Source organism: Aeromonas sp. S11(2024) (genome assembly GCF_041402345.1).
Taxonomy (GTDB): Bacteria; Pseudomonadota; Gammaproteobacteria; order Enterobacterales; family Aeromonadaceae; genus Aeromonas; species Aeromonas veronii.
In genome coordinates this window covers 35,936-55,743 of record NZ_JBGLRC010000011.1, presented here as the reverse complement: position 1 = coordinate 55,743, position 19,808 = coordinate 35,936, and the positions used below count along the sequence as shown (strand labels likewise).

The following is a 19,808-nucleotide window of genomic DNA, read 5'->3' as shown; positions in this document are numbered from 1 at the left end:
GGATTCGATGGCAAAGTTGCTGGTGGCCGTATTCGGGCTGCTCTGTTCCTGTCTGGTGTTGGCAGGGTCGGTGCCCCAGGCTACCCCACTCAAGCCCGGTATGGAGCCGCTACTCAGCTGGTTCAACGGGGCCTTTACGAGCCGGGAGCAGGCCAGTTACGACAGCCGCTTTACCAGTGCCGAGCTGCGCTTGATGGAGATCTGGCCCGGCTATCAGGGCTATCGCTGGGTCTATGCCGAGCAGTACCTGAGTCTGCGCTCCGTCCGTCCCTTCCGCCAGCGCATCTATCGCTTCTCACCCGCCCCTGACGGGCGGATCCTAATGGCTGAACTGACCATGCCCCGTGCCACCGATTTTGCCGGTGCCTGGCATGATCCCGCCCTGCTCGACAGTCTGACCCCGCAGCAGCTCTCCTTGCGCCACGGATGCGAGATCTGGCTGACACGCACCCCCTCCGGCGAATATGCCGGTCACACCCGGGTGGGCCACTGCTCCACCGATTTTGGCGGTGCCACGACGCTGGTGCAGCATATCTGGATTGGCCCCGATAGCGTCAGATTGCTGGATCGCGCCTATGACAACGCAGGGAGTCCGCGCTGGGGCAGCCCGGGTGAGGGGTATGTCTATTTGCGTCGTTCCAAAGGATTTGGCCAGTAGGGGAGAGTGCGTCTGGCTGCGGGAACATGAAGGATGAAAAACAGGGATCGTAAAAAAGGCGCCCGATGGGCGCCTTTTTCAGAATTCTTCAGAAGTAAAATTACTTCTTGGTGGTCATCGCACCGAAACGCTTGTTGAACTTGTCTACGCGGCCGCCGCTAGAAACTTCTTTCTGCTTGCCGGTGTAGAACGGGTGGCACTCGGAGCACACGTCCAGGTTCAGATCTTTACCGATGGTAGAGAAAGTGTTGATGACGTTACCGCAAGAGCACTTGGCGGTGATGGCTACGTAGTCAGGATGGATACCAGCTTTCATGGACAACCTCAATTAATAGGCCGTGTCGCCATCCGATCTCTTGTCGGACACCACACGATTGTTGAACACAGTTTCAAAGGCTGCGAATAATATAGGAAATGCCTGATATCAGGCAAGTGGCTTCGCAGAAAAAATAGGCAACCCCTGGTGAATTCTTCCCAAACGCTGGATCTGGTTCGTGTCGCTGTCCCGGTACCGTTACGCCGTCACTTCGACTATCTCTCTCCCCTGCCGTTACCTGCCCCCGGTTGCCGGGTCGAGATCCCTTTCGGTCCCCAGACCCTGGTCGGGCTGGTGGTGGATCATCCGGCTGACAGCCAGGTGCCCCGCAACAAGCTCAAGCCCATCAAGCGTGTACTCGATGCGACGCCGGTGCTGGGGCCGGATATTCTGGCGCTGATGAACTGGAGCGCCAGCTACTACCAGCATCCGCTGGGGGAAGTGCTGCCCCACGCCTTGCCGGTGTTGGTGCGCAAGGGGGAGCCTGCCGCCTATCGCGAGCTGGAGTTCTGGTTTGCCACCGAGGCAGGCATGGCCATCGACCTTAACGAGCTCAAGCGGGCGGCCAAGCAGCAGCAAGCGCTCGCCCTGCTGCGCAAGGGGCCGCAGACCCCCTCCGCCCTCAAGCAGGAGGAGATCCAGAGCGCCGCTCTCACCGCGCTGGAGAAGAAGGGGCTGCTGGAGAAGCGCTCGCTGGAGCCAAGCCATGACGGCGACTGGGCCGCCCGTTTTGAACCGGGGGAGGGGCTGCGCCTCAACGGCGAGCAGGCATTGGCCGTCTCTGCCGTTACCAGCCAGAGCGACAAGTTCGGCGCCTTCCTGCTGGGTGGCATCACCGGCTCCGGCAAAACCGAGGTGTATTTAAGCATCCTCGAGCCCCTGCTCAAGGCGGGCAAGCAGGCACTGGTGATGGTGCCGGAGATCGGCCTTACCCCGCAGACCATCAACCGCTTTCGCCGCCGCTTCAACGTGCCGGTGGTGGCGATGAACTCCGCCATGAACGACAGGGAGCGGCTCGATGCCTGGCTCGCCTGTCGCGACGGCGGTGCCGCCATCCTGATCGGCACCCGCTCTGCGGTGTTCACCCCGTTTCACAACCTCGGCATCATTATCATCGACGAAGAGCACGACGGCTCTTTCAAGCAGCAGGACGGTTTTCGCTACCACGCGCGGGATCTGGCGGTGATGCGGGCTCATCGTGCCGGTATCCCCATCCTGCTTGGCTCGGCCACCCCGTCGCTGGAGACGCTGCACAACGCCCGCACCGGCAAGTATCACCATCTCACCCTGACTCGCCGTGCCGGTAACGCCCAGACCGCCCGGCAGGTGATTCTGGATATCAAGAGCGTGCGGCTGCAGGCTGGGCTCTCTCCCCAGCTGGAGCAGTTGATGGCAGAACATCTGGCGGCGGGCAATCAGGTGATGCTGTTTCTCAACCGCCGTGGCTATGCCCCGGCTCTGATCTGTCACCAGTGTGGCTGGAGCGCCGCCTGCGAGCGCTGTGACGCCTGGTACACCTGGCATCAGGCCGGGCGGCGGCTGCACTGCCACCACTGCGACAGCGTGCGCCCCTTGCCACACCACTGCCCCGAGTGTGGCAGCAACGAACTGATCGGATCGGGAGTCGGCACCGAGCAGCTGGAACAGCTGCTCACCACGGTTTTCCCGCAATATCCGGTGGTGCGCATCGATCGGGACAACACCCGCCGCAAGGGGGAGCTGGAGACCCATCTCGGCGACATCAAGGCGGGCAAGTACAAGATCCTGATCGGCACCCAGATGCTGGCCAAGGGCCACCACTTCCCGGATGTGACGCTAGTGGGTCTGCTGGATGTGGATGGTGCCCTGTTCAGCGCCGATTTTCGCGCCGCCGAGAAACTGGCCCAGCTCTACACCCAGGTGGCGGGCCGCGCCGGTCGAGCCAGCAAACCCGGGTTGGTAGTGCTGCAGAGCCACCATCCGGAGCACGCCCTGCTGCAGGATCTGACCCAGAATGGCTACGGCCACTTCGCCGATACGGCGTTGAAAGAGCGCCGCCTGCTGGGGCTGCCACCATTCAGCTATCAGGGGCTGTTCCGCGCCGAGGCCAATGGCCGTGACGAGGTGCAGCTGTTCCTCGCCCGCCTCGCCGATACCCTGCGCAGCGCCCGCTATCCCCACGTTCAGGTGCTGGGGCCCATCAGCGGCTTTATGGAGCGCAAGGCGGGCAAGTTCCGCATGCAGTTGCTGGTGCAGGGGCCGAACCGGGCACCGCTGGCCCAACTGCTGGATTGGGCGGTGAAGGAGCTGGAAGGCTGGCCTGAGACCAAGCGGGTACGCTGGAGCCTCGATATCGACCCCACCGAGCTGAGTTGATGGTGGCACCGGCGCCGGTCGCTGGCAGTTATCGTCAGCGACCGATGGGTGATTTTATTTCAAGGCTCAGACCCGCAGATCGATCTGCTGCACCCAGCCTCCTTTACCCTGTTCGGTGAGATAGAGGCCGGATTGACGCAGCACCCCCTGATTGCCGCTCTCCCCCAGATGGTTGAAGGGGGTGTCGAGGGGGCGTAGCAGGATGGCGCCGATCCCCAGTTCGACCAGAGCTATAGGTGCGTGCTCCGGATGCCAGAACTGCAGGGCTGAAAACTGGCTATCCCCCTCATCCAGCACCTCGTTGCCATCCTCATCCAGAGTGGCCAACTCGCCGAAGCCATTGCCGGAGCGAGCACCAAACAGCTCGCCCCCATCGTCTATGGTGCCGTTGCCATTGCGATCCAGCGCCACAAAGCCGCTGCCTTCACTCAAGCCCGGCAGGCTATCCTCTTTGCCATCCTGATCGATATCGAAGTTGACCCGGGCCTCGGTCAGATCGGCAATCTTGCCATCCAGACTGAGCACCAGCGGATCCTTGAGGGCATTGAGGGTGGTGCGCCGCTGGCTCACCTCCAGCTGGCGCCAGTCGAGCACAAAGCCGAGATCGAGTTGAATAGTCTGACCATCCCGAGTCGCTACGCTGGCTGATGCCACCACGTTGAGCTGCTCCTGTTGCAGCAGGGTGTCTGTCACCTCCACCAGTTGATCCGGCTCGGCGGCTTGAGCCGCGGCGTCTCCTTGGGTCACTCCATCGTCTCCCTCTTCGGTGGGCTTGATCGGCTTGGGCAGCTCGATTTCGTGGCCCAGCATCGCCTCGATCATCAGCTTGATCAGCCGCTGGCGGTTATCCAGTCCATCGTCGGGAATGCCATCCTGCTCTTTGCCGACGTCCGCTGCGGGCGGGGCGGGAGGTGTTGCCGCTTGCTGGCTGGCGGCGGATTGCCTCGCGGTTTGCAGCGTCAGGGCGCTGGTGAGGGTCAGGGTGCTGCTGCGTTTGCCGGCCACTGCCGCGTTGTTGCCTTCCGGTGGATTGACGACGGGTGGCACTGGCCCGAGGTTGCGCACCTTGCGGCTCTGGGCCTGTTGTTGCCGGTATTGCACCTCCCCCTGGAGGTCGTAGTGATCGATGCGCATACGTTCGCCCTCGGCGCTATACATCTGGTCAGTTATCGACCAGTGAATAAGCAGGGCTTAACACCAAATCGGACTAATCAGGGAGGTGGTTAGTACTAGGTTGCAAGGTGGTGGCGTGGCAGGATGGCAAGAGACTGGATAGTGGCGCTCTAGTTGAACATTTTCAGGTAGCGCTGCGCACTCTGGCTGACAAGCGGCATCGGTGAGGATAGGGAGAATTACATGAGAAATTGTCTGGTGATGGGGGCGGCAGGCTATATCGGTTCCTATCTGGTGCCCCACCTGCAAACGCTGGGCTACAGGGTGATTGCCGGGGCGCGCCGTCCCTGCCGCTTGCCTGAGGGGGTGGAGTTTCGCCTCGCCGACAGCCTCAAACCCATCACACTGCTGCCTGCGCTGGCGGGCATAGATACCGTCTTCTATCTGGTGCATGCCATGGGGGCGGGGGCCGATTTTCACCGGCTGGAGCAGCAGGGGGTAAAGAATTTTGCCGCCGCTGCCCGCGCCGCCGGGGTGCGCCGCATCATCTATCTTGGGGCGATCCAGCCGGAGCAGTGCAACAGCCGTCATCTCAACTCCCGCCGCCACTGTGGCGAGCTGTTTCGTGACTCCGGCGTACCGACGGTGGAGCTGCGCGCCGGCATCATCATCGGGCCCGGTTCGGCGGCGTTCGAGGTGATGCGGGATCTGGTGTTCAACCTGCCGATGATGGTGACGCCCAAATGGGTGCGCTCGCGCACGCCGCCGATTGCGCTGTCCAACCTGTTGCACTATCTGGGCGGGCTGGTAGAGGCAGACGAGGTGGATGGGCTCATCTTCAACGCGGTCGGCCCCGAGCTGCTCAGCTATCAACAGCAGTTGCAGAAGTTCGCCGCCCATATCGGCAAGCGCTGCCCCATCATTCCCATCCCGTTTCTGAGTCCGCGCCTCTCCGCCTGGTGGCTGCAGTTTGTTACCTCGGTGCCGCAACCGGTGGCCAAGGCGCTGGTGGGGGGCCTCAAGCACGATATCCCGGCCGACGATGGTCCGCTGCGTGCCCTGCTACCACAGACCCTGCTCAGCTTCGATGAGGCGCTGGCGGAGAGTCTGGCGCTGGAGCAGAAGCTGGGTGCCGAACAGCAGGGGCAGGAGACGCCGCTTGGCCTGCGCTGGCGCCATCCCGAATATGGCTTCTACGACCGCACCGCCAGCGGCGAGGCCATCTGTCTCGCCTCGCCCGAGGTGGTGTGGCAGGTGTTGCAGCAGCTGGGGGGGGAGCAGCGCTACTTCTACATGAACCAGCTGTGGGTGGTGCGCGAATGGATGGATCACCTGATTGGCGGCCCGGCCCGCACCCGTGGTCGCACCAATCCCGATCGCTTCGTGAAGGGTGACATGCTCGACTCTTGGCAGATCCTCGGGGTGGATGAGGGGCGCAGGCTCGATCTGTTGTTCAACATGAAGGCCCCGGGCGTCGGGCGGCTGGAGTTCAACATCCTGCCGGAGGAGTCGGGTCTGACCCGCATCCGGGTCACCGCTCACTGGCACCCGCAGGGTGCCTGGGGGCTGGCCTACTGGCTTGCCATGCTGCCGTTCCACCTCTTTATCTTTCAGGGGATGACCGAGGTCATCGCCCGTCAGGCTGAGGCGAGGGCAGGTATCCCGGTGATGGATTAACCCCTATTCACACCATCCCCGCTGATAGAGTGCCCCGTTCGGGGCACTTTTTATGCGGCGGCCATGCCCGGTTATGGCAGATAGTGGTAGGCGTCTCATGGCAAAGGCTGGCATCATGCCGCGGTCTTGTTTACCGCGGATAGATAATCAGTCAGAAAAAGAAGGGATTATGAAGAAAAAACCGTCAATTTTGGGGGGTGCCTGCATCATTGCCAGCGTCTGCGTGGGAGCTGGCATGCTCGGTCTGCCGAGTTCGGGGGCGGGGGCCTGGACCCTCTGGTCGGTGCTGGCGCTGACCGTCACCATGGTGATGATGACCCTCTCCGGCTGGATGCTGCTGGAATCCTTCCAGCACCACGATATGCGGGTCTCCTTCAATACCGTGACTCGCGAGCTGCTGGGGGAGAAGCTCAATCTCCTCAACAACCTCTCGGTCTACTTTGTTGGCGGCATTCTGCTCTACGCCTATATCACCTCCTCCGGTGCCATCCTGCAGGGGATTCTGGGGATCGACAGCAAGCTCGCATCCGTGCTGTTTGTGGCGCTCTTTTCTGCGGTGGTGTGGCACTCGACCCGCGCCGTTGACCGTATTTCGGTGGTGCTGATCGCCTTCATGATCCTCAGCTTCGCCCTCGGTGTGGCCGGTCTGCTCGGCAGTATCAAGCTGCCGACCCTGCTCGATCTGGCGGGCAGCGAGAGCCGCTATGCCCCCTATGCCATGGCGATGTTGCCGGTGGCACTCACCTCGTTCGGCTATCACCACTCGGTGGCCTCTCTGCGTGCCTACTACCAGAACGAGCTGCAGGCCAGATGGGCCATTCTGGGGGGAACCCTGATCGCGCTGGCGCTCTACGTGCTCTGGCTGCTGGGGATTTTCGGCAACCTGCCCCGTCAGGATTTTGCCCCCGTGATTGCCAAGGGGGGCGATGTGAGCGTGCTGCTCTCCGCGCTTTCAGGGGTGATCGAATCGGAGAAGGTGGCCAGCGCCATCAACGGCTTCTCCATGGCGGCGATCCTCTCCTCCTTTATCGGGGTGGGGCTCGGGGTGTTCGACTATCTGGCTGATCTGTTCAAGTTCGACAACAGCCGCGCCGGTCGCTGCAAGACCTGGGCGGTCACCTTCCTGCCGCCGTTGGTGCTCTCCCTGCTCTTCCCGTTCGGCTTCCTGCTGGCCATCGGCTATGCCGGTGCCGCAGCCACCATCTGGACCTGCATCATCCCGGCACTGCTGGTGCTGCGCACCCGGGCGCGGGCCGAGCGGGGCGAAGTGACCCCCCATTTCGTCACCCCTGGTGGCAAGCTGATGGCCTGGCTGCTGATCCTGTTCGGATTGGCGACCGCGCTGTTCCACTTCCTGTCGATGGCAAATCTGTTGCCGGTCTATCTGGGCAACTGAGTCAGGTCTACAGCACTGACAGAAAGGGCGGCAAGGCCAACTTGCCGCCCTTTTTGCGCCATTTTCATCCCATGCGGCAGAATCTATAACTAAAGTGGTAGGTGCGAGTGGGGTAAGGTGCTGAAATAACTGGTCTGATCTGGCTGGCGGCAGCATGATCTGCTGGGCATGCTCAGCGCTTTCTTTTATGATCCCCGCCCTTCTGTGTGCCCCCTGTCGGCACCTCATTTGCACCAACCACATCGGGGTCCCCCATGTCCGATCTGCGTCAAGAAGCACTCGATTACCACGCCCAGCCCGTACCGGGCAAAATTGCCATCGCCCTGACCAAGCCTGCCGAAACCGCCCGCGATCTGGCGCTGGCCTACAGCCCGGGTGTTGCCGAGCCGGTGCGCGAGATCGCTGCCAACCCGGCCGATGCCTACCGCTATACCGGCAAGGGCAATCTGGTGGCCGTCATCTCCAACGGCACCGCCATTCTGGGGCTGGGTAATCTGGGGCCGCTGGCCTCCAAGCCGGTGATGGAGGGCAAGGCCCTGTTGTTCAAGCGCTTCGCCGGTATCGACGCCATCGACATCGAGGTGAAGCACGAGACCAGCCAGCAGTTTATCGACACGGTGGCGGCTATCGCCGATACCTTCGGTGGCATCAATCTGGAAGATATCAAGGCGCCGGAGTGTTTCGAGATTGAAGAGGCGCTGATCGCGCGCTGCGACATTCCGGTGTTCCACGATGACCAGCACGGTACCGCCATCGTCACCGCCGCCGGTCTGCTCAACGCGCTGGAAGTGCAGGGCAAGCAGATCAGTGACAGCCGCATCGTCTGCATGGGGGCGGGGGCTGCCGCGACCGCCTGCATGGATCTGCTGATCAAGTGTGGCGCCAGGGCGCACAACATCTTCATGCTGGATCGTCAGGGGGTGATTCACACCGGCCGCACTGATCTCAACAAGTACAAGCAGCGCTTCGCCAACGAGACCCCGCTGCGCACCCTGATGGATGTCATCGAAGGGGCGGATGTGTTTGTCGGTGTCTCCGGCCCCGATGTGCTGCCCGCCGAGGCGGTCGCCCTGATGGCGCCCAATCCGGTGATCTTCGCCTGCTCCAATCCGGATCCGGAGATCAAGCCGGCGCTGGCCCACGGGGTGCGCAGCGACCTCATCATGGGTACAGGCCGCTCCGACTACCCGAACCAGATCAACAACGTGCTCTGTTTCCCCTTTATCTTCCGCGGTGCCCTCGACGCCCGTGCCAGCCGCATCAACGATGCCATGAAGATTGCTGCGGTCGAGGCGATCCGCGCGCTGGCCAAGGAGCCGGTGCCGGCCGAGGTGCTGACCGCCGCCGGGGTCAGCGAGCTCGCCTTCGGCAAGGATTACGTCATTCCCAAGCCGATGGATGCCCGTCTGCTGCCGCGCGTAGCCCGCGCCGTGGCGCTGGCGGCGGTTGCCTCCGGCGTCGCCCGCATCGAGCTGCCTGCGGACTACATGCTGTAATCCGGCGTTGCAAACGGCCCCATAGCGGGGCCGTTTTTATCTCTACTTCTGGCGACAGCCAGAGACGCCAGCCGGGTAACAGGTTGGGGCATATGGAGGCAAATCGGGTTCAAAGGTGGTCAAACAGCGCTCTCCTCTGACACAATATTGCCACTATGACGCTAACGAGAATCAAGATGCAGCAGCCTGTCAGCGGCCGTTTGGCCCACGCCCTCTCCTTCTTGCGCCATGATGGTCGCCACTTTGCCCAGTTTGTCTGGGGCCGTTTCCAGCAGGACAGATTGACGGTGACCGCCGGCTATCTGGCCTATGTCACCCTGCTTTCGCTGGTGCCGATGATCGCCGTGGTCTTTGGCATGATGTCCGCCTTCCCGGTGTTCCAGAGCCTCAAGCAGGCGATGGAGCAGTTCGTCTATCACAACTTCGTGCCGACCGCGGGCGACATGCTCAAGGAGTACATCGACGGCTTCGTGGCCAATGCTACCAACACCACGGCAGTGGGGATTGGGGCGCTGGTGGTGGTGGCGCTGATGCTGATCTCCGCCATCGACAAGAACCTCAACTACATCTGGCGCTCGACCCAGGGCCGCCCGCTGGCGCAGGCCTTTGCCATGTACTGGATGATCCTGACCCTGGGGCCTGTGCTTATCGGGGCCAGTATCGCCATCTCTTCTTACATCTTCTCGCTGCGGCTGTTTGGCGCCGAGAGCCTGTTCGGTATCGGTTATCTGCTGTTGCGGGGTTTGCCGTTCCTTTTCTCGGTGCTCACCTTCCTGCTGGTCTATACCGTGGTACCCAACTGCAAGGTGCGGCTGATCCACGCCTTTATCGGTGCGCTGGTAGCGGCGACCCTGTTTGAGCTGGCCAAGCGCGGCTTTGCCATCTACATCACCAACTTCCCCTCCTATCAGGCCATCTACGGCGCGCTGGCCACCATCCCGATCCTGTTTGTCTGGGTCTATCTCAGCTGGCTGGTGGTACTACTGGGGGCTGAAACCACGGCCTGCCTCGGTGAATATGAGAAACCGGCGAGTGAGGAGCTGGGCTAAGCCATCGCCTTGCCCACCGGTTTATTGGTAGCATCGACGACCGCCCCTGCAAGGGGGCGGTCGTTCTGTTTTTAAAGGAGAGGGATGTGATTGCATTGATTCAGCGGGTCAGCGAGGCCAGCGTGACTGTCGAGGGGGAGGTGACCGGCGCCATCGGTCAGGGATTGCTGGTACTGCTCGGGGTAGAGCAGGGGGATGACGAGGCCAAGGCCGACAAGTTGCTGCATAGGGTCAGTGGTTATCGCATCTTTCCGGATCAGGAGGGCAAGATGAACCTGAATGTCAGCCAGATCGGCGGCAGTCTGCTGGTTGTCTCCCAATTCACGCTGGCGGCGGATACCAAGAGCGGGATGCGTCCCAGCTTCTCCTGCGGTGCTCACCCGAGCGAGGCCGAGCGGCTCTATGACTACTTCGTGGCCAAGGCTTCAGCCAGCGGCATCCCGACCGAAACCGGCCGTTTTGCCGCCGACATGAAGGTGGCGCTGGTCAACGAGGGGCCAACGACCTTCTGGCTACAGGTCTGAGGATGTTTCGTCCCGCGGTGTGACGTGGACGATCACGTTGATGAGCCCCGCTACCGGATAGGGGGTTGCCGGGCCAATCCACTGTTCGATCAGCGTCAGGGCGTGGGTTAGCTCAAGCGCGGTGCGTGGCAGCAGGTTGATCACCAGCGTGCCGCAGAGGCGGGGAGCCAGCGCCCGGTAGAGCCGCTCCTGAAACAGCAGCAGCGGGTTGCCATCCTGACTGAAGAGATCGAGCAGGATGAGATCGTACTGCTGCTCGCTCTGCTCCAGAAAGGCGAGGGCATCGGCCTGATGGAGTGCCGGCGCGGCGCGTTCATCGCTCTCCTGATGCTGGAAAAACTGCTGATAAACGGTCAGCACCTCTTCGTCGAGGTCAACGCACTCGTGGCGAGCATCTGGCCAGCGTTGGCAGAGATGGCGAGTGAGATCGCCGCCACCCAGCCCCAGTTCGAGGATCTGCTCAGCCCGCTCCGGCAGCAGGCAGGCGATGACCCGCTGATGGGGCAGACAGAGGGTCGCGGGGTCGGCGAGCGACATGGCGGATTGCACCACGCCGTCTATCTCCAGCCAGCGGTGCTGGTCATTTTCCTGTACCGTGAGGCGGCGCTGGGGTTTGACGCTGAGGTGCAACAAGTGATCGGCTTGGTACGCTTGCAGATTGAAGTCCATGAATTTGCACGGCAAGATGGTTTCCGACCAGTGTAACTCAAGGATGAAACTATGTACCGGGTAGTCACCCCTCAGACAGTCGCCGAGCTGGATGCCTACTACCAGTTGCGCTGGGAACTTCTGCGTAAACCCTTCAATCTGCCCGTCGGTTCCGAACGGGACGAGTACGACACCGTCGCCATTCACCGGCTGATGCTGGCACCCGATGGCACTCCCATTGCGGTGGGCCGCCTCTTTATCGGTGGTGACGAGGCGCAGATCCGCTTCATGGCGCTGCGTCCCGAATACCGCGGCCAGGGGCTGGGTGCCCAAATGGTGGAAGATCTCGAGCAGTTGGCCCGCAGCGAGAAGGTGAAACGGCTGGTGATGAACGCCCGGCAGGAGGCGGTGGAGTTCTATCGCAAGTGCGGCTTTCTCGAAGTGGGGGGCGGTCCCGTCTCCTTTGGCCGGATTCCCCATCGCCAGATGATCAAATCCCTGAGCCCGTTGCAGACTATCCAGTATCGGCCGGAGTGGTGTCAGGATCTCACCACCCGTTGGTCGCGCGGGGTACCCATCAGCGAGAAGATGGGGATGCACATCAGCCACTACGACGGCCAGACCTTCCATCTCAAGGCCAATCTGGCGGCCAATTTCAACGTGCATGGCAGCATGTTCGCCGGCAGTGTCTACAGCCAGTGCGTGCTGGCGGGCTGGGGGCTGATCTGGCTGCAGCTTAAAGAGGAGGGGCTGGTGGGCGAGCCGGTGCTTGCCGAGAGCACCATCAAATATCATGGCCCGGTCGATGAGGAGCCCGAGGCGCGAGTGGCCCGCGAGGGGATGCCCGCCGTGCTGCAGCCGCTCAAACGGGGCGAGCCTGCCACCTTCAGCCTCAAGATCCAGCTGTTCAGCGGCGGCAAGCTGGCAGCGGAGTTCTGCGGTCACTATGTGGTGCAGCCGCCCCGCCGTCCGGGCCAGTAACCGCGTCGTTTCCCCATCAAACAACAAGGCCTCATCATGAGGCCTTGTCTGTTTTTACCCTTGCTGGCTGTCGCTTGTCTGCCCGGTTTGGGTCTGCACTTGGGCCTGGTTTTGGGCTTTCGGTGCGGGAGCCGGTCGCCAGAGCGGGGCGCTGTTGCCTTGCGGCGGATAGCGTACTCCCACTTCCCAGCCGCAGGCGTCCTGCTTCTGCGGGAAGCTCCAGGCCAGTGTGGGTTCCGTCAGCGGCCCGCGCCACTGGCCGAGCAGCTCGGCGCAGCGGTTACCATTGAGCACCCCCAGATCGAGCTGCCACTGTTCGTTGACCAGATCGATCCCCCCTTGCAGCGCCAGCAGATGAGTGATGGTGGAGGCGCCAGCCTGCTCGACTTGTAGTTGCCCCTTGTCGATCTTGCCCTGCAGCTTGATGCGGTAGAAGGGGGTGTCACCCTCCTGCATCGCCTGCCACAGCTGATCCGGCGTCAGGGTGGGCGGGGTCGCGCCCTTGAACCACTCATCCAGCAGCGGATCTATCTTTACTTTGTCCCAGAACGGCTCGTCGGCATCGAGGGCAAAGCTGCCCTGCAGGGTCTGGCGCCACTCGCCCGCCGTTTTGCCGTGTTCGGCTTGCAGGTCGGCGCTCACGTCCGCCTTGCCAGCGAACGAGACAGGGAAGTGGAATATCTTGCCCCATTGCTGCAGATCCAGCTTGGTCGCCTGCAGTTGGAGGCGGCTGTTCTGGCCCGGTTCGCGGCCCCACTGGCCACTCAGGCTGAGAGTGCCCTCATCCGGCAGCGAGCTGGTGAGTTTGCCCAGTTGCCATGAGCTGGGGGTCAGCTCCCCATCCAGCTCGCCGTTGCGGGCGCTGAGGCCATCCCACACCAGCTCGAACCACTTGCTCTCGATACGGGCACGGCCGAGCAGCGGGCCGGGTTGGTTATCGCGCAGGGCGAGATCGCTCAGATAGAGCTGCCAGCCGGTCAGCGACAGGGGCAGGGTATCGTCGAAGGAGAGCACCTTGAGCTTGTCGAACGCCAGCTTGCGGATATCGACCTGCTGCGGGCGCCAGCTCTGCCAATCCTGCCACCAACCCTGCGGCAGGCTGATATCCATGCCGCTTAGCGCCACGTCTTTCAGGGTTAGCTTCTGCTGCTGGCTATCGAGGGAGAGCTCGACATTGAACTCCCCTTCATAGGCCTTGCCCTGCAGTTCGCCGTCGATCTGCTGGGGCGAGAAGGCGAGCTTGCCCTTGATCTCCTCCAGCTGGAACAGGCCGCGCCCCATGTCGCCCAGGGTGCCGCTCAGATAGCCGGTGGGCTGGCTGCCCGCCTGCCAGTTGAAGGCGGTGAGCTGGCCGCTGAAGTTGTTGAAGGAGAGCTCCTGATTGATGTCGTTGAGGCTGACGCCGTCGAGCTGGCCGCGATCCAGCGACACGCTTTGCAACGGGAAGCGCTGCGGGAAGCCTTGCTGTGTCAGATCCCCCAGCTCCACCCGCATGCCGCGCGCCTTGAGGTCATGCAGTTGCAGGGTGCGGGCGGGCCAGTCCAGCACCATGCCGGTCTCCAGCAGACCGTCAAACAGGTTGGTCACCAGTTTGTCGGTGCGCAGCACTTCTCCTTCCAGCCGTCCTTGCAGGTTGAGACGGGCGAAGGTGAACTGCGGAGTCTCCAGCTGGCTGATATTGAGGCTCAGGTTGGCCTGTGGCTGCCGTTTCGGGTCGATCAGCTCCCAGTCACTCAGGGTGGCATTGAGGCCGCGCAAGGTCAGCTCGGGGCTTTCCAGACTGAGCCGGTCTATGGTGCTGTCACTGATGGTGAGGGAGTGCACCGGCAGGTTCGGCAGCTGGTTGGGCAGCGGCAGCTTGATGGTGGGACGAATGAGATCGAGATGGGCGATGCGCACGTCGCGGCTCAGCCAGTCGATGCTCTCGATCTCCAGATAGATCTTGTCGAGGGAGACCGCATCGCCGTAGCGCACCTGCTCCGCCAGCAGGGTGTAGGGGTGAAGCGGGTTGAACACCAGCCGCCCTATGGTGACCGGCACACCGGTCTGCTGGCTGATCCAGCTGGCGATGGGGCCTTTGGCACGCTCGGCGTCGAACAGGCCGAGGGCAACCCAGACAAACAGCAGCAGGAAGGCGAAGGTGTAGAGCAGGCCGCGTAGCCAGGAATTCATGGTTGCTTTCCTCCTGTTTTGGGATGTGTTGTCAGGCGTTTGAGTAGTGGTCTCGCAGACCGAGCCAACGCCGTATCAAGGGTTCGACATGACTCGGATGCCTATCCATAAGGAGATGTGCCCATCTTCTGCATCTATTTCGATCAGGCATTGGAATAGTGATCCCGTAAGCCGAGCCAGCGCCGTATCAAGGGTTCGACATGACTCGGGTGCCTATCCATAAGGAAGCGCGCCATCTTCTGCACCTGTGGAATAAGCGGCTGATCCCGCACCAGATCGGCGATCTTGAGATCGGCCAGACCGGTCTGGCGGGTGCCGAGCAGTTCCCCCGGGCCGCGCAGTTCCAGATCGCGCTGGGCGATGAGGAAGCCGTCGTTGGTCTCCCGCAGTACCCCGAGCCGGCTCTGGGCCGTCTTGGACAAGGGGGCATGATAGAGCAGCACGCAGTGAGAGGCTACCGCTCCGCGCCCGACCCGGCCGCGCAGCTGGTGCAGCTGCGCCAGCCCGAGCCGTTCCGGGTTTTCGATGATCATCAGGCTGGCGTTGGGCACATCCACTCCCACCTCGATAACGGTGGTGGCGACCAGCAGTTGCAGTATGCCTGCCTTGAACTCCTCCATCACCCGCTGTTTCTCGACCGGCCGCATCCGGCCGTGCACCAGCCCGATATGCAGCCCCGGCAGCAGGTTCTGCAGCTCGGCGGCGGTATCCTCGGCGGCTTGACACTCCAGCACCTCCGACTCCTCGATCAGGGTGCAGACCCAGTAGGCCTGCTTGCCCTCGGTGCAGGCGAGCTTGACCCGTTCGATCACATCGCCACGACGACTGTCGGGCAGCGCGACCGTGGTGATGGGGGTTCGGCCCGGCGGCAGTTCGTCGATGACCGAGGTGTCGAGGTCGGCATAGGCGGTCATCGCCAGGGTGCGGGGGATGGGGGTGGCGGTCATGATGAGCTGATGGGGATGTACCCCTTCCCGTTCCCCTTTCTCGCGCAGGGCGAGGCGCTGATGCACCCCGAATCTGTGCTGTTCATCGATGATGACCAAGGCGAGGCGCTGGAACACCACCTGCTCCTGAAAGATGGCGTGGGTGCCCACCACCATCTTGACGCTGCCATCGGCGATGGCGGCCAGCGACTCTTCCCGCGCCTTGCCTTTCTGTTTGCCAGCCAGCCAGCCGACTCCGATGCCGAGCGGCTCCAGCCACTTGGCGAAGTTGATGGCGTGTTGTTCCGCCAGCAGCTCGGTCGGCGCCATCAGCCCCACCTGACAGCCGTTGCCGATAGCCTGCAGGGCCGCCAGCGCCGCGACCAGCGTCTTGCCGGAACCCACGTCACCCTGCACCAGCCGCATCATGGGGTGGCTCTGTTGCAGATCCTTACTTATCTCGGCCACTACCCGGCTCTGGGCGCCGGTGGGCTTGAACGGCAGGGCGCCGAGCAGCTGTTCGACCAGCTCGGGCGCCGGTTTGAGAGCGCGAGCCAGCTGGGTTTGTGCCTGAGCACGCACCTTGAGTACCGAGAGGTTGTGCGCCAGCAGCTCCTCCAGTACCAGTCGCTGCTGGGCCGGATGCTGGCCGCTTTCCAGCAGCGGCAGCGCCACCGAGGGAGGCGGGCGATGCAGCAGCTTCAGGGCTGCGGCCAGTTCAATCTGATGGGGATAGAGTCCGGCGGGCAACAGCTCCTCCACGCCGTAGAGGTCGAGCTGGGCCAGCGCCTGATCGGTGAGGTTGCGCAGGGTGAGCTGGCGCAGTCCTTCGGTAGTCGGGTAGACGGGGGTGAGCGCCTCTTCGGTCTGACCGGCCTGCTCCTCGCCGAGCAGCTTGTACTCGGGGTGGGCCATCTCCAGCCCGTATTTGCCTGGGCGCACCTCGCCAAAGCAGCGGATCAGGCGGCCCGCCGCCAGACTGTTTTTCTGGGCGGCGGTGAAGTTGAAAAAGCGCAAGGTGAGGGTGCCGGTACCGTCGCTGATGCGACAGACCATCATGCGGCGGCGCCCCATCACCAGCTGAGAGTCCTGGATTTCGCCCTCGACGGCGCCGTGCAGGCCGGGCGGCAGATCGCCGATGGGCCACACCTGGGTGCGGTCCTCGTAGCGCAGGGGAAGGTGGAACAGCAGATCCTGTACCGTGGCCAGCCCCAGCCGCTCGAGCTTCTCCAGCATCTTGCTGCCGACACCCTTGAGGCTATCGAGAGGAATTTTATCCAATTTCATCAATTAGATGCCCGAAAACACTGTAAATATGTCCAGATGATAGGGGTTGTTGAGGGGCCGATGCAAGCCGAGTTGCTGCTGGCTGGGCCGTCAAAGTGGGGGAAACGGCGGATATAACAAAGGCCTGCCGAAAACGGGAGGCCTCTGTGTTGTTGCCAACAGGCAAGGTGCGGGCGCATGGCGCCCAAGGTCAGATAATCCGCTTGAGCAGCAGATGGGCCTTGACCCGGTGGATCCGTCCCAGCAGCTTGCGCACCTGTTCCGGGTAGTCCTGGATCTGCTCCACCTGATCGAAGTGGCTGATCCGCTTGGTGTTGGTCAGTATGTTCTCCCGCTCCGCGTTGAACTGGGGACGCAGCAGGTGGCGACGATCGTGCACCAGCAGGCCGTTCTCCAGATCCAGCGCCCAGGCGCGGGGGTTGAGGTTGTTGCCGGTGAGCAGGGCCCACTCGTCATCCACGAAGATCCCCTTGAGATGGTAGGAGTTGCGCTCGCAACACCAGAGCATCAGGTTGAGGCGGCCGTCGTCGATGTGACGCTGGTTGCGCTCGGCAAACTTGCGCAGGTTGGTCTCGTAGAGATAGGGCAGGCCACCGATGGTGGAGAACTTCTCTTCCGGCGGAATGAAGAAGTCGTTGGCGGTCTTGTCGCCCACTACGATGGTGACTTTGCAACCGCGCTGCAGCAGATCCTCGATATCCTTGCTCAACTCCTTGGGGGGGTTGAAGTAAGGGGTGCAGATGAAGATCTCCCGCTCGGTGGCGCGCACCAGATTGCGGATCATCAGGTTGAGCTGATTGTTGCGCTTGCCCAGACCCACCATGGGGGTGACGGCCACCTCCTGGGTGTTGACCGGCATGGTGCTGAAGCGGTACTGGCTCTGGCGCAGGCTCTGCTTGAAGCGGCGGATCGGCCCCTTCAGCTGCTTGGCGCTGGGGATGTCGCTGTGATCCAGTCGCTGCACCGCATCGCTCTTCACGAACAGGTCATCCACATAGTTGACCATGCTGCGGGCCAGCTCCGGGCTGGTGATCTGGTGATAGCGATCGAAGCGGTAGCGATCCTGCTGGTGCAGGTAGATGTCGTTGAGGCTGGCGCCGGAGTAGAGCACCACATCATCAAAGATGAAGCCCTTGAGGTGGAGCACGCCGAGCAGCTCGCGCCCTTTGACCGGCACGCCGTAGATTTCGATCTGGTGCTCGTGTTCGGCAGCCATGGCCTGATACATCAGGTGGTTGCCGCCCTGCTTGCCTTTGCCGATCAGGCCGCGCTGGGCACGGTGGAAGTCGACGAACAGCTTGATGTCGAGGGCTGGATTGCGCTGCTTGGCGGCGTAGAGGGCGGAGAGGATCTCCCGGCCTGCTTCGTCATCCTGCAGATAGAGCGCGACCAGATAGATGCGCCGGGTGGCACTGGCGATAAGCGCAAGAATGCGGCGTTTGAAATCCTGGGCGCTGTAGAGCACTTCAAACTGATCCGCTGCGACGGCGATCTGGGGCAGGCGCGCCAGCAGTTGTCGATAATGGGCCGATGAATGCATAGATAAACCTGAAATCACGGGGTTAAGCGTTCCACTCGGAGCGATGAATAGGCGATTCTAGCAATCTCGCCCTCTCAGCCAAAGAAAGAATCATCAGAAAGATGAAAAAGGCCTCACGAGTGAGGCCTTTTTGTCAGCATTTCGCCCTTGTCAGAGGAAGCTGTAGATGATCATCGCCATCACGCCGCCGGTGGTGCCGATGATGGTTTCCATCACGGTCCAGGTCTGCAGGGTCTGCTTCTCGGTCAGGCCGAGGTAGCGGTTGGCCAGCCAGAAACCGGAGTCGTTGACGTGGGAGAGCACGATGGCACCGCCGCCAATGGCGATGGTGACGGCGGCCAGCTGGGCGCCATTCAGGCCGAGCGGCTCCAGCATTGGCAGCACCAGGCCGCAGGCGGTCAGCATGGCGACGGTGGCAGAGCCCTGAATCACCCGTACTGCAGCGGCCAGAATGAAGGCCAGTGCGACGATGGGCAGACCGGAGTCGGCCAGCATGTTGCCCAGCGCGGCACCCACGCCGGAGTCAACCAGCACCTGCTTGAACACGCCGCCGGCACCGGTAACCAGAATGATGACGCCTGCCGGCTGGATGGCGCTGTTGCAGACGCTCATCACCTCGTCACGGGACATGCCGCGGCGAATACCCAGCAGATAGAAGGCGGCCAGACAGGCGACCATGATGGCAGTGAAGGGGTGACCGATGAACTCCAGCCAGTTGTGCAGGGTGGAGCCCGCCTCGACGAAACGACCGACGATGGTCTTGAGGCCGATCAGCAGCAGCGGCAGACCGATGAGGCCCATGGCCAGCCCGAAGGAGGGCAGGGATTTGCTGTCATCGTGGACGCTGTTCTGGGCATCGGCAGGCAGCGGTACATCGACGATCTTGCTGATGAAGTCACCGAACAGCGGGCCAGCCAGGATCAGCGCCGGTACGGCGGCGATCAGGCCGAACAGGATCATGTAGCCGAAGTCGGCACCCAGTTGGGAAGCGACCAGGATCGGGCCCGGCGCCGGGATAAGGAAGGCCTGGCAAGTGGCGATACCGGCCAGCAGGGCGATACCGATCTTCACCACGCTGCCGCCGCCACGACGGACGATGGCGAAGGCGACGCCGATCAGCAGCACCACGGCCACGTCAAAGAACAGCGGCAGGGCGCAGACAAAGCCGGTCAGGGCCATGGCCCAGTTGGCGCGCTTGACGCCAAACTTGCCGAGCAGAGTGTGGGCTACCCGGTCGAGAGCACCGGTCACTTCCATCACCTTGCCGAACATGGCGCCCAGCGCCACCACTACCGCGACGAAACCGAGGGTGCCACCCATCCCTTTCTGGATGGTGGCGGCGATATCGGCCGGGTTCATGCCAGCGGCGAGACCCGCCACCATGGAGACCAGGATCAGGGCTACCACGGCGTGGAGCCGGGCCTTCATCACCAGGAAGAGCAGCAGCACAATCGAGCCGGCGGCTGTCATGATCAGGGAGAGGTCAGACATTGTTATGCGTTCCTTTTTCCAAGTTCAGTCGTGACACCTTGCCGATCCGTCGGCAAACCATATCTTTATGATTTATTTAGATTTATGGCAAGGGCTCAACATCATATGCCCAGGTGACTATGGGTTTGCTTAGTCTGTGGCAGACTTCACATTTTCAATCGTTACCGGTAACATGTTAC

15 protein-coding genes are annotated in these 19,808 nt (G+C 62.3%); 8 read left to right on the top strand and 7 right to left on the bottom strand.

What is annotated here, in order from left to right:
• Positions 1-7 precede the first annotated feature (7 nt).
• Positions 8-658: a chromophore lyase CpcT/CpeT gene (locus ACB040_RS11295; protein WP_371154821.1), complete on the top strand. Its 651-nt coding sequence runs from the start codon at positions 8-10 to the stop codon at positions 656-658.
• 100 nt (positions 659-758) lie between these two features.
• Here ACB040_RS11295 and rpmE read toward each other — a convergent pair whose 3' ends face one another.
• On the bottom strand, positions 759-974 hold the full coding sequence (gene rpmE / locus ACB040_RS11290; RefSeq protein ID WP_005340673.1) for a 50S ribosomal protein L31: 216 nt from the start codon (positions 972-974) through the stop codon (positions 759-761).
• A 147-nt stretch (positions 975-1,121) separates the two neighbouring features.
• Here rpmE and priA point away from each other — a divergent pair, with 147 nt between their 5' ends.
• Positions 1,122-3,329, top strand: a complete 2,208-nt coding sequence (priA, locus tag ACB040_RS11285; protein ID WP_371154823.1) for a primosomal protein N' — start codon at positions 1,122-1,124, stop codon at positions 3,327-3,329.
• A gap of 66 nt (positions 3,330-3,395) precedes the next feature.
• On the opposite strand, the gene ACB040_RS11280 is transcribed toward priA, so the two are convergent.
• A complete protein-coding gene (locus ACB040_RS11280; RefSeq protein WP_371154825.1) occupies positions 3,396-4,487 on the bottom strand; it encodes a hypothetical protein in 1,092 nt (363 codons plus the stop codon).
• A gap of 198 nt (positions 4,488-4,685) precedes the next feature.
• On the opposite strand from ACB040_RS11280, the gene ACB040_RS11275 reads away from it, so the two are divergent.
• The 5 genes from ACB040_RS11275 to dtd all read left to right on the top strand — a co-directional run bounded on the left by ACB040_RS11275 (position 4,686) and on the right by dtd (position 10,584).
• Entirely contained in the window at positions 4,686-6,119 is a 1,434-nt protein-coding gene (locus tag ACB040_RS11275; protein WP_338773339.1) for a DUF2867 domain-containing protein, read from the top strand.
• 169 nt (positions 6,120-6,288) lie between these two features.
• Positions 6,289-7,515 carry an aromatic amino acid transporter gene (locus ACB040_RS11270; RefSeq protein ID WP_338773341.1) on the top strand — a complete coding sequence of 409 codons (1,227 nt, stop codon included), beginning with the start codon at positions 6,289-6,291 and terminating at the stop codon, positions 7,513-7,515.
• A 254-nt stretch (positions 7,516-7,769) separates the two neighbouring features.
• Complete coding sequence (locus ACB040_RS11265) at positions 7,770-9,011, top strand: malic enzyme-like NAD(P)-binding protein (protein WP_021230769.1); 1,242 nt, start codon at positions 7,770-7,772, stop codon at positions 9,009-9,011.
• A gap of 176 nt (positions 9,012-9,187) precedes the next feature.
• Positions 9,188-10,060, top strand: a complete 873-nt coding sequence (locus tag ACB040_RS11260) for a virulence factor BrkB family protein (RefSeq protein ID WP_005340664.1) — start codon at positions 9,188-9,190, stop codon at positions 10,058-10,060.
• Positions 10,061-10,146: 86 nt separating this feature from the next.
• Complete coding sequence (gene dtd / locus ACB040_RS11255) at positions 10,147-10,584, top strand: D-aminoacyl-tRNA deacylase (RefSeq protein WP_021230770.1); 438 nt, start codon at positions 10,147-10,149, stop codon at positions 10,582-10,584.
• Here dtd and ACB040_RS11250 read toward each other — a convergent pair.
• Entirely contained in the window at positions 10,573-11,253 is a 681-nt protein-coding gene (locus tag ACB040_RS11250) for a spermidine synthase (RefSeq protein ID WP_005340660.1), read from the bottom strand. The genes dtd and ACB040_RS11250 overlap by 12 nt on opposite strands.
• A 51-nt stretch (positions 11,254-11,304) precedes the next feature.
• Between ACB040_RS11250 and ACB040_RS11245 the strand changes: the two genes are divergently transcribed.
• A complete protein-coding gene (locus ACB040_RS11245) occupies positions 11,305-12,213 on the top strand; it encodes a bifunctional GNAT family N-acetyltransferase/hotdog fold thioesterase (protein WP_058056376.1) in 909 nt (302 codons plus the stop codon).
• A gap of 54 nt (positions 12,214-12,267) precedes the next feature.
• On the opposite strand, the gene ACB040_RS11240 is transcribed toward ACB040_RS11245, so the two are convergent.
• The 4 genes from ACB040_RS11240 to gntU all read right to left on the bottom strand — a co-directional run bounded on the left by ACB040_RS11240 (position 12,268) and on the right by gntU (position 19,629).
• Positions 12,268-14,385 carry an AsmA-like C-terminal region-containing protein gene (locus ACB040_RS11240; protein WP_371154829.1) on the bottom strand — a complete coding sequence of 706 codons (2,118 nt, stop codon included), beginning with the start codon at positions 14,383-14,385 and terminating at the stop codon, positions 12,268-12,270.
• A 143-nt stretch (positions 14,386-14,528) separates the two neighbouring features.
• Positions 14,529-16,598 (bottom strand): ATP-dependent DNA helicase RecG, encoded by a 2,070-nt coding sequence (gene recG, locus ACB040_RS11235; protein WP_338773346.1) that lies wholly within the window; start codon positions 16,596-16,598, stop codon positions 14,529-14,531.
• 190 nt (positions 16,599-16,788) lie between these two features.
• Positions 16,789-18,138, bottom strand: coding sequence for a CDP-diacylglycerol--serine O-phosphatidyltransferase (pssA, locus tag ACB040_RS11230; protein ID WP_021230775.1), 1,350 nt, complete (start codon positions 18,136-18,138; stop codon positions 16,789-16,791).
• A 150-nt stretch (positions 18,139-18,288) separates the two neighbouring features.
• On the bottom strand, positions 18,289-19,629 hold the full coding sequence (gene gntU / locus ACB040_RS11225) for a gluconate transporter (RefSeq protein WP_069527617.1): 1,341 nt from the start codon (positions 19,627-19,629) through the stop codon (positions 18,289-18,291).
• Positions 19,630-19,808: the final 179 nt, after the last annotated feature.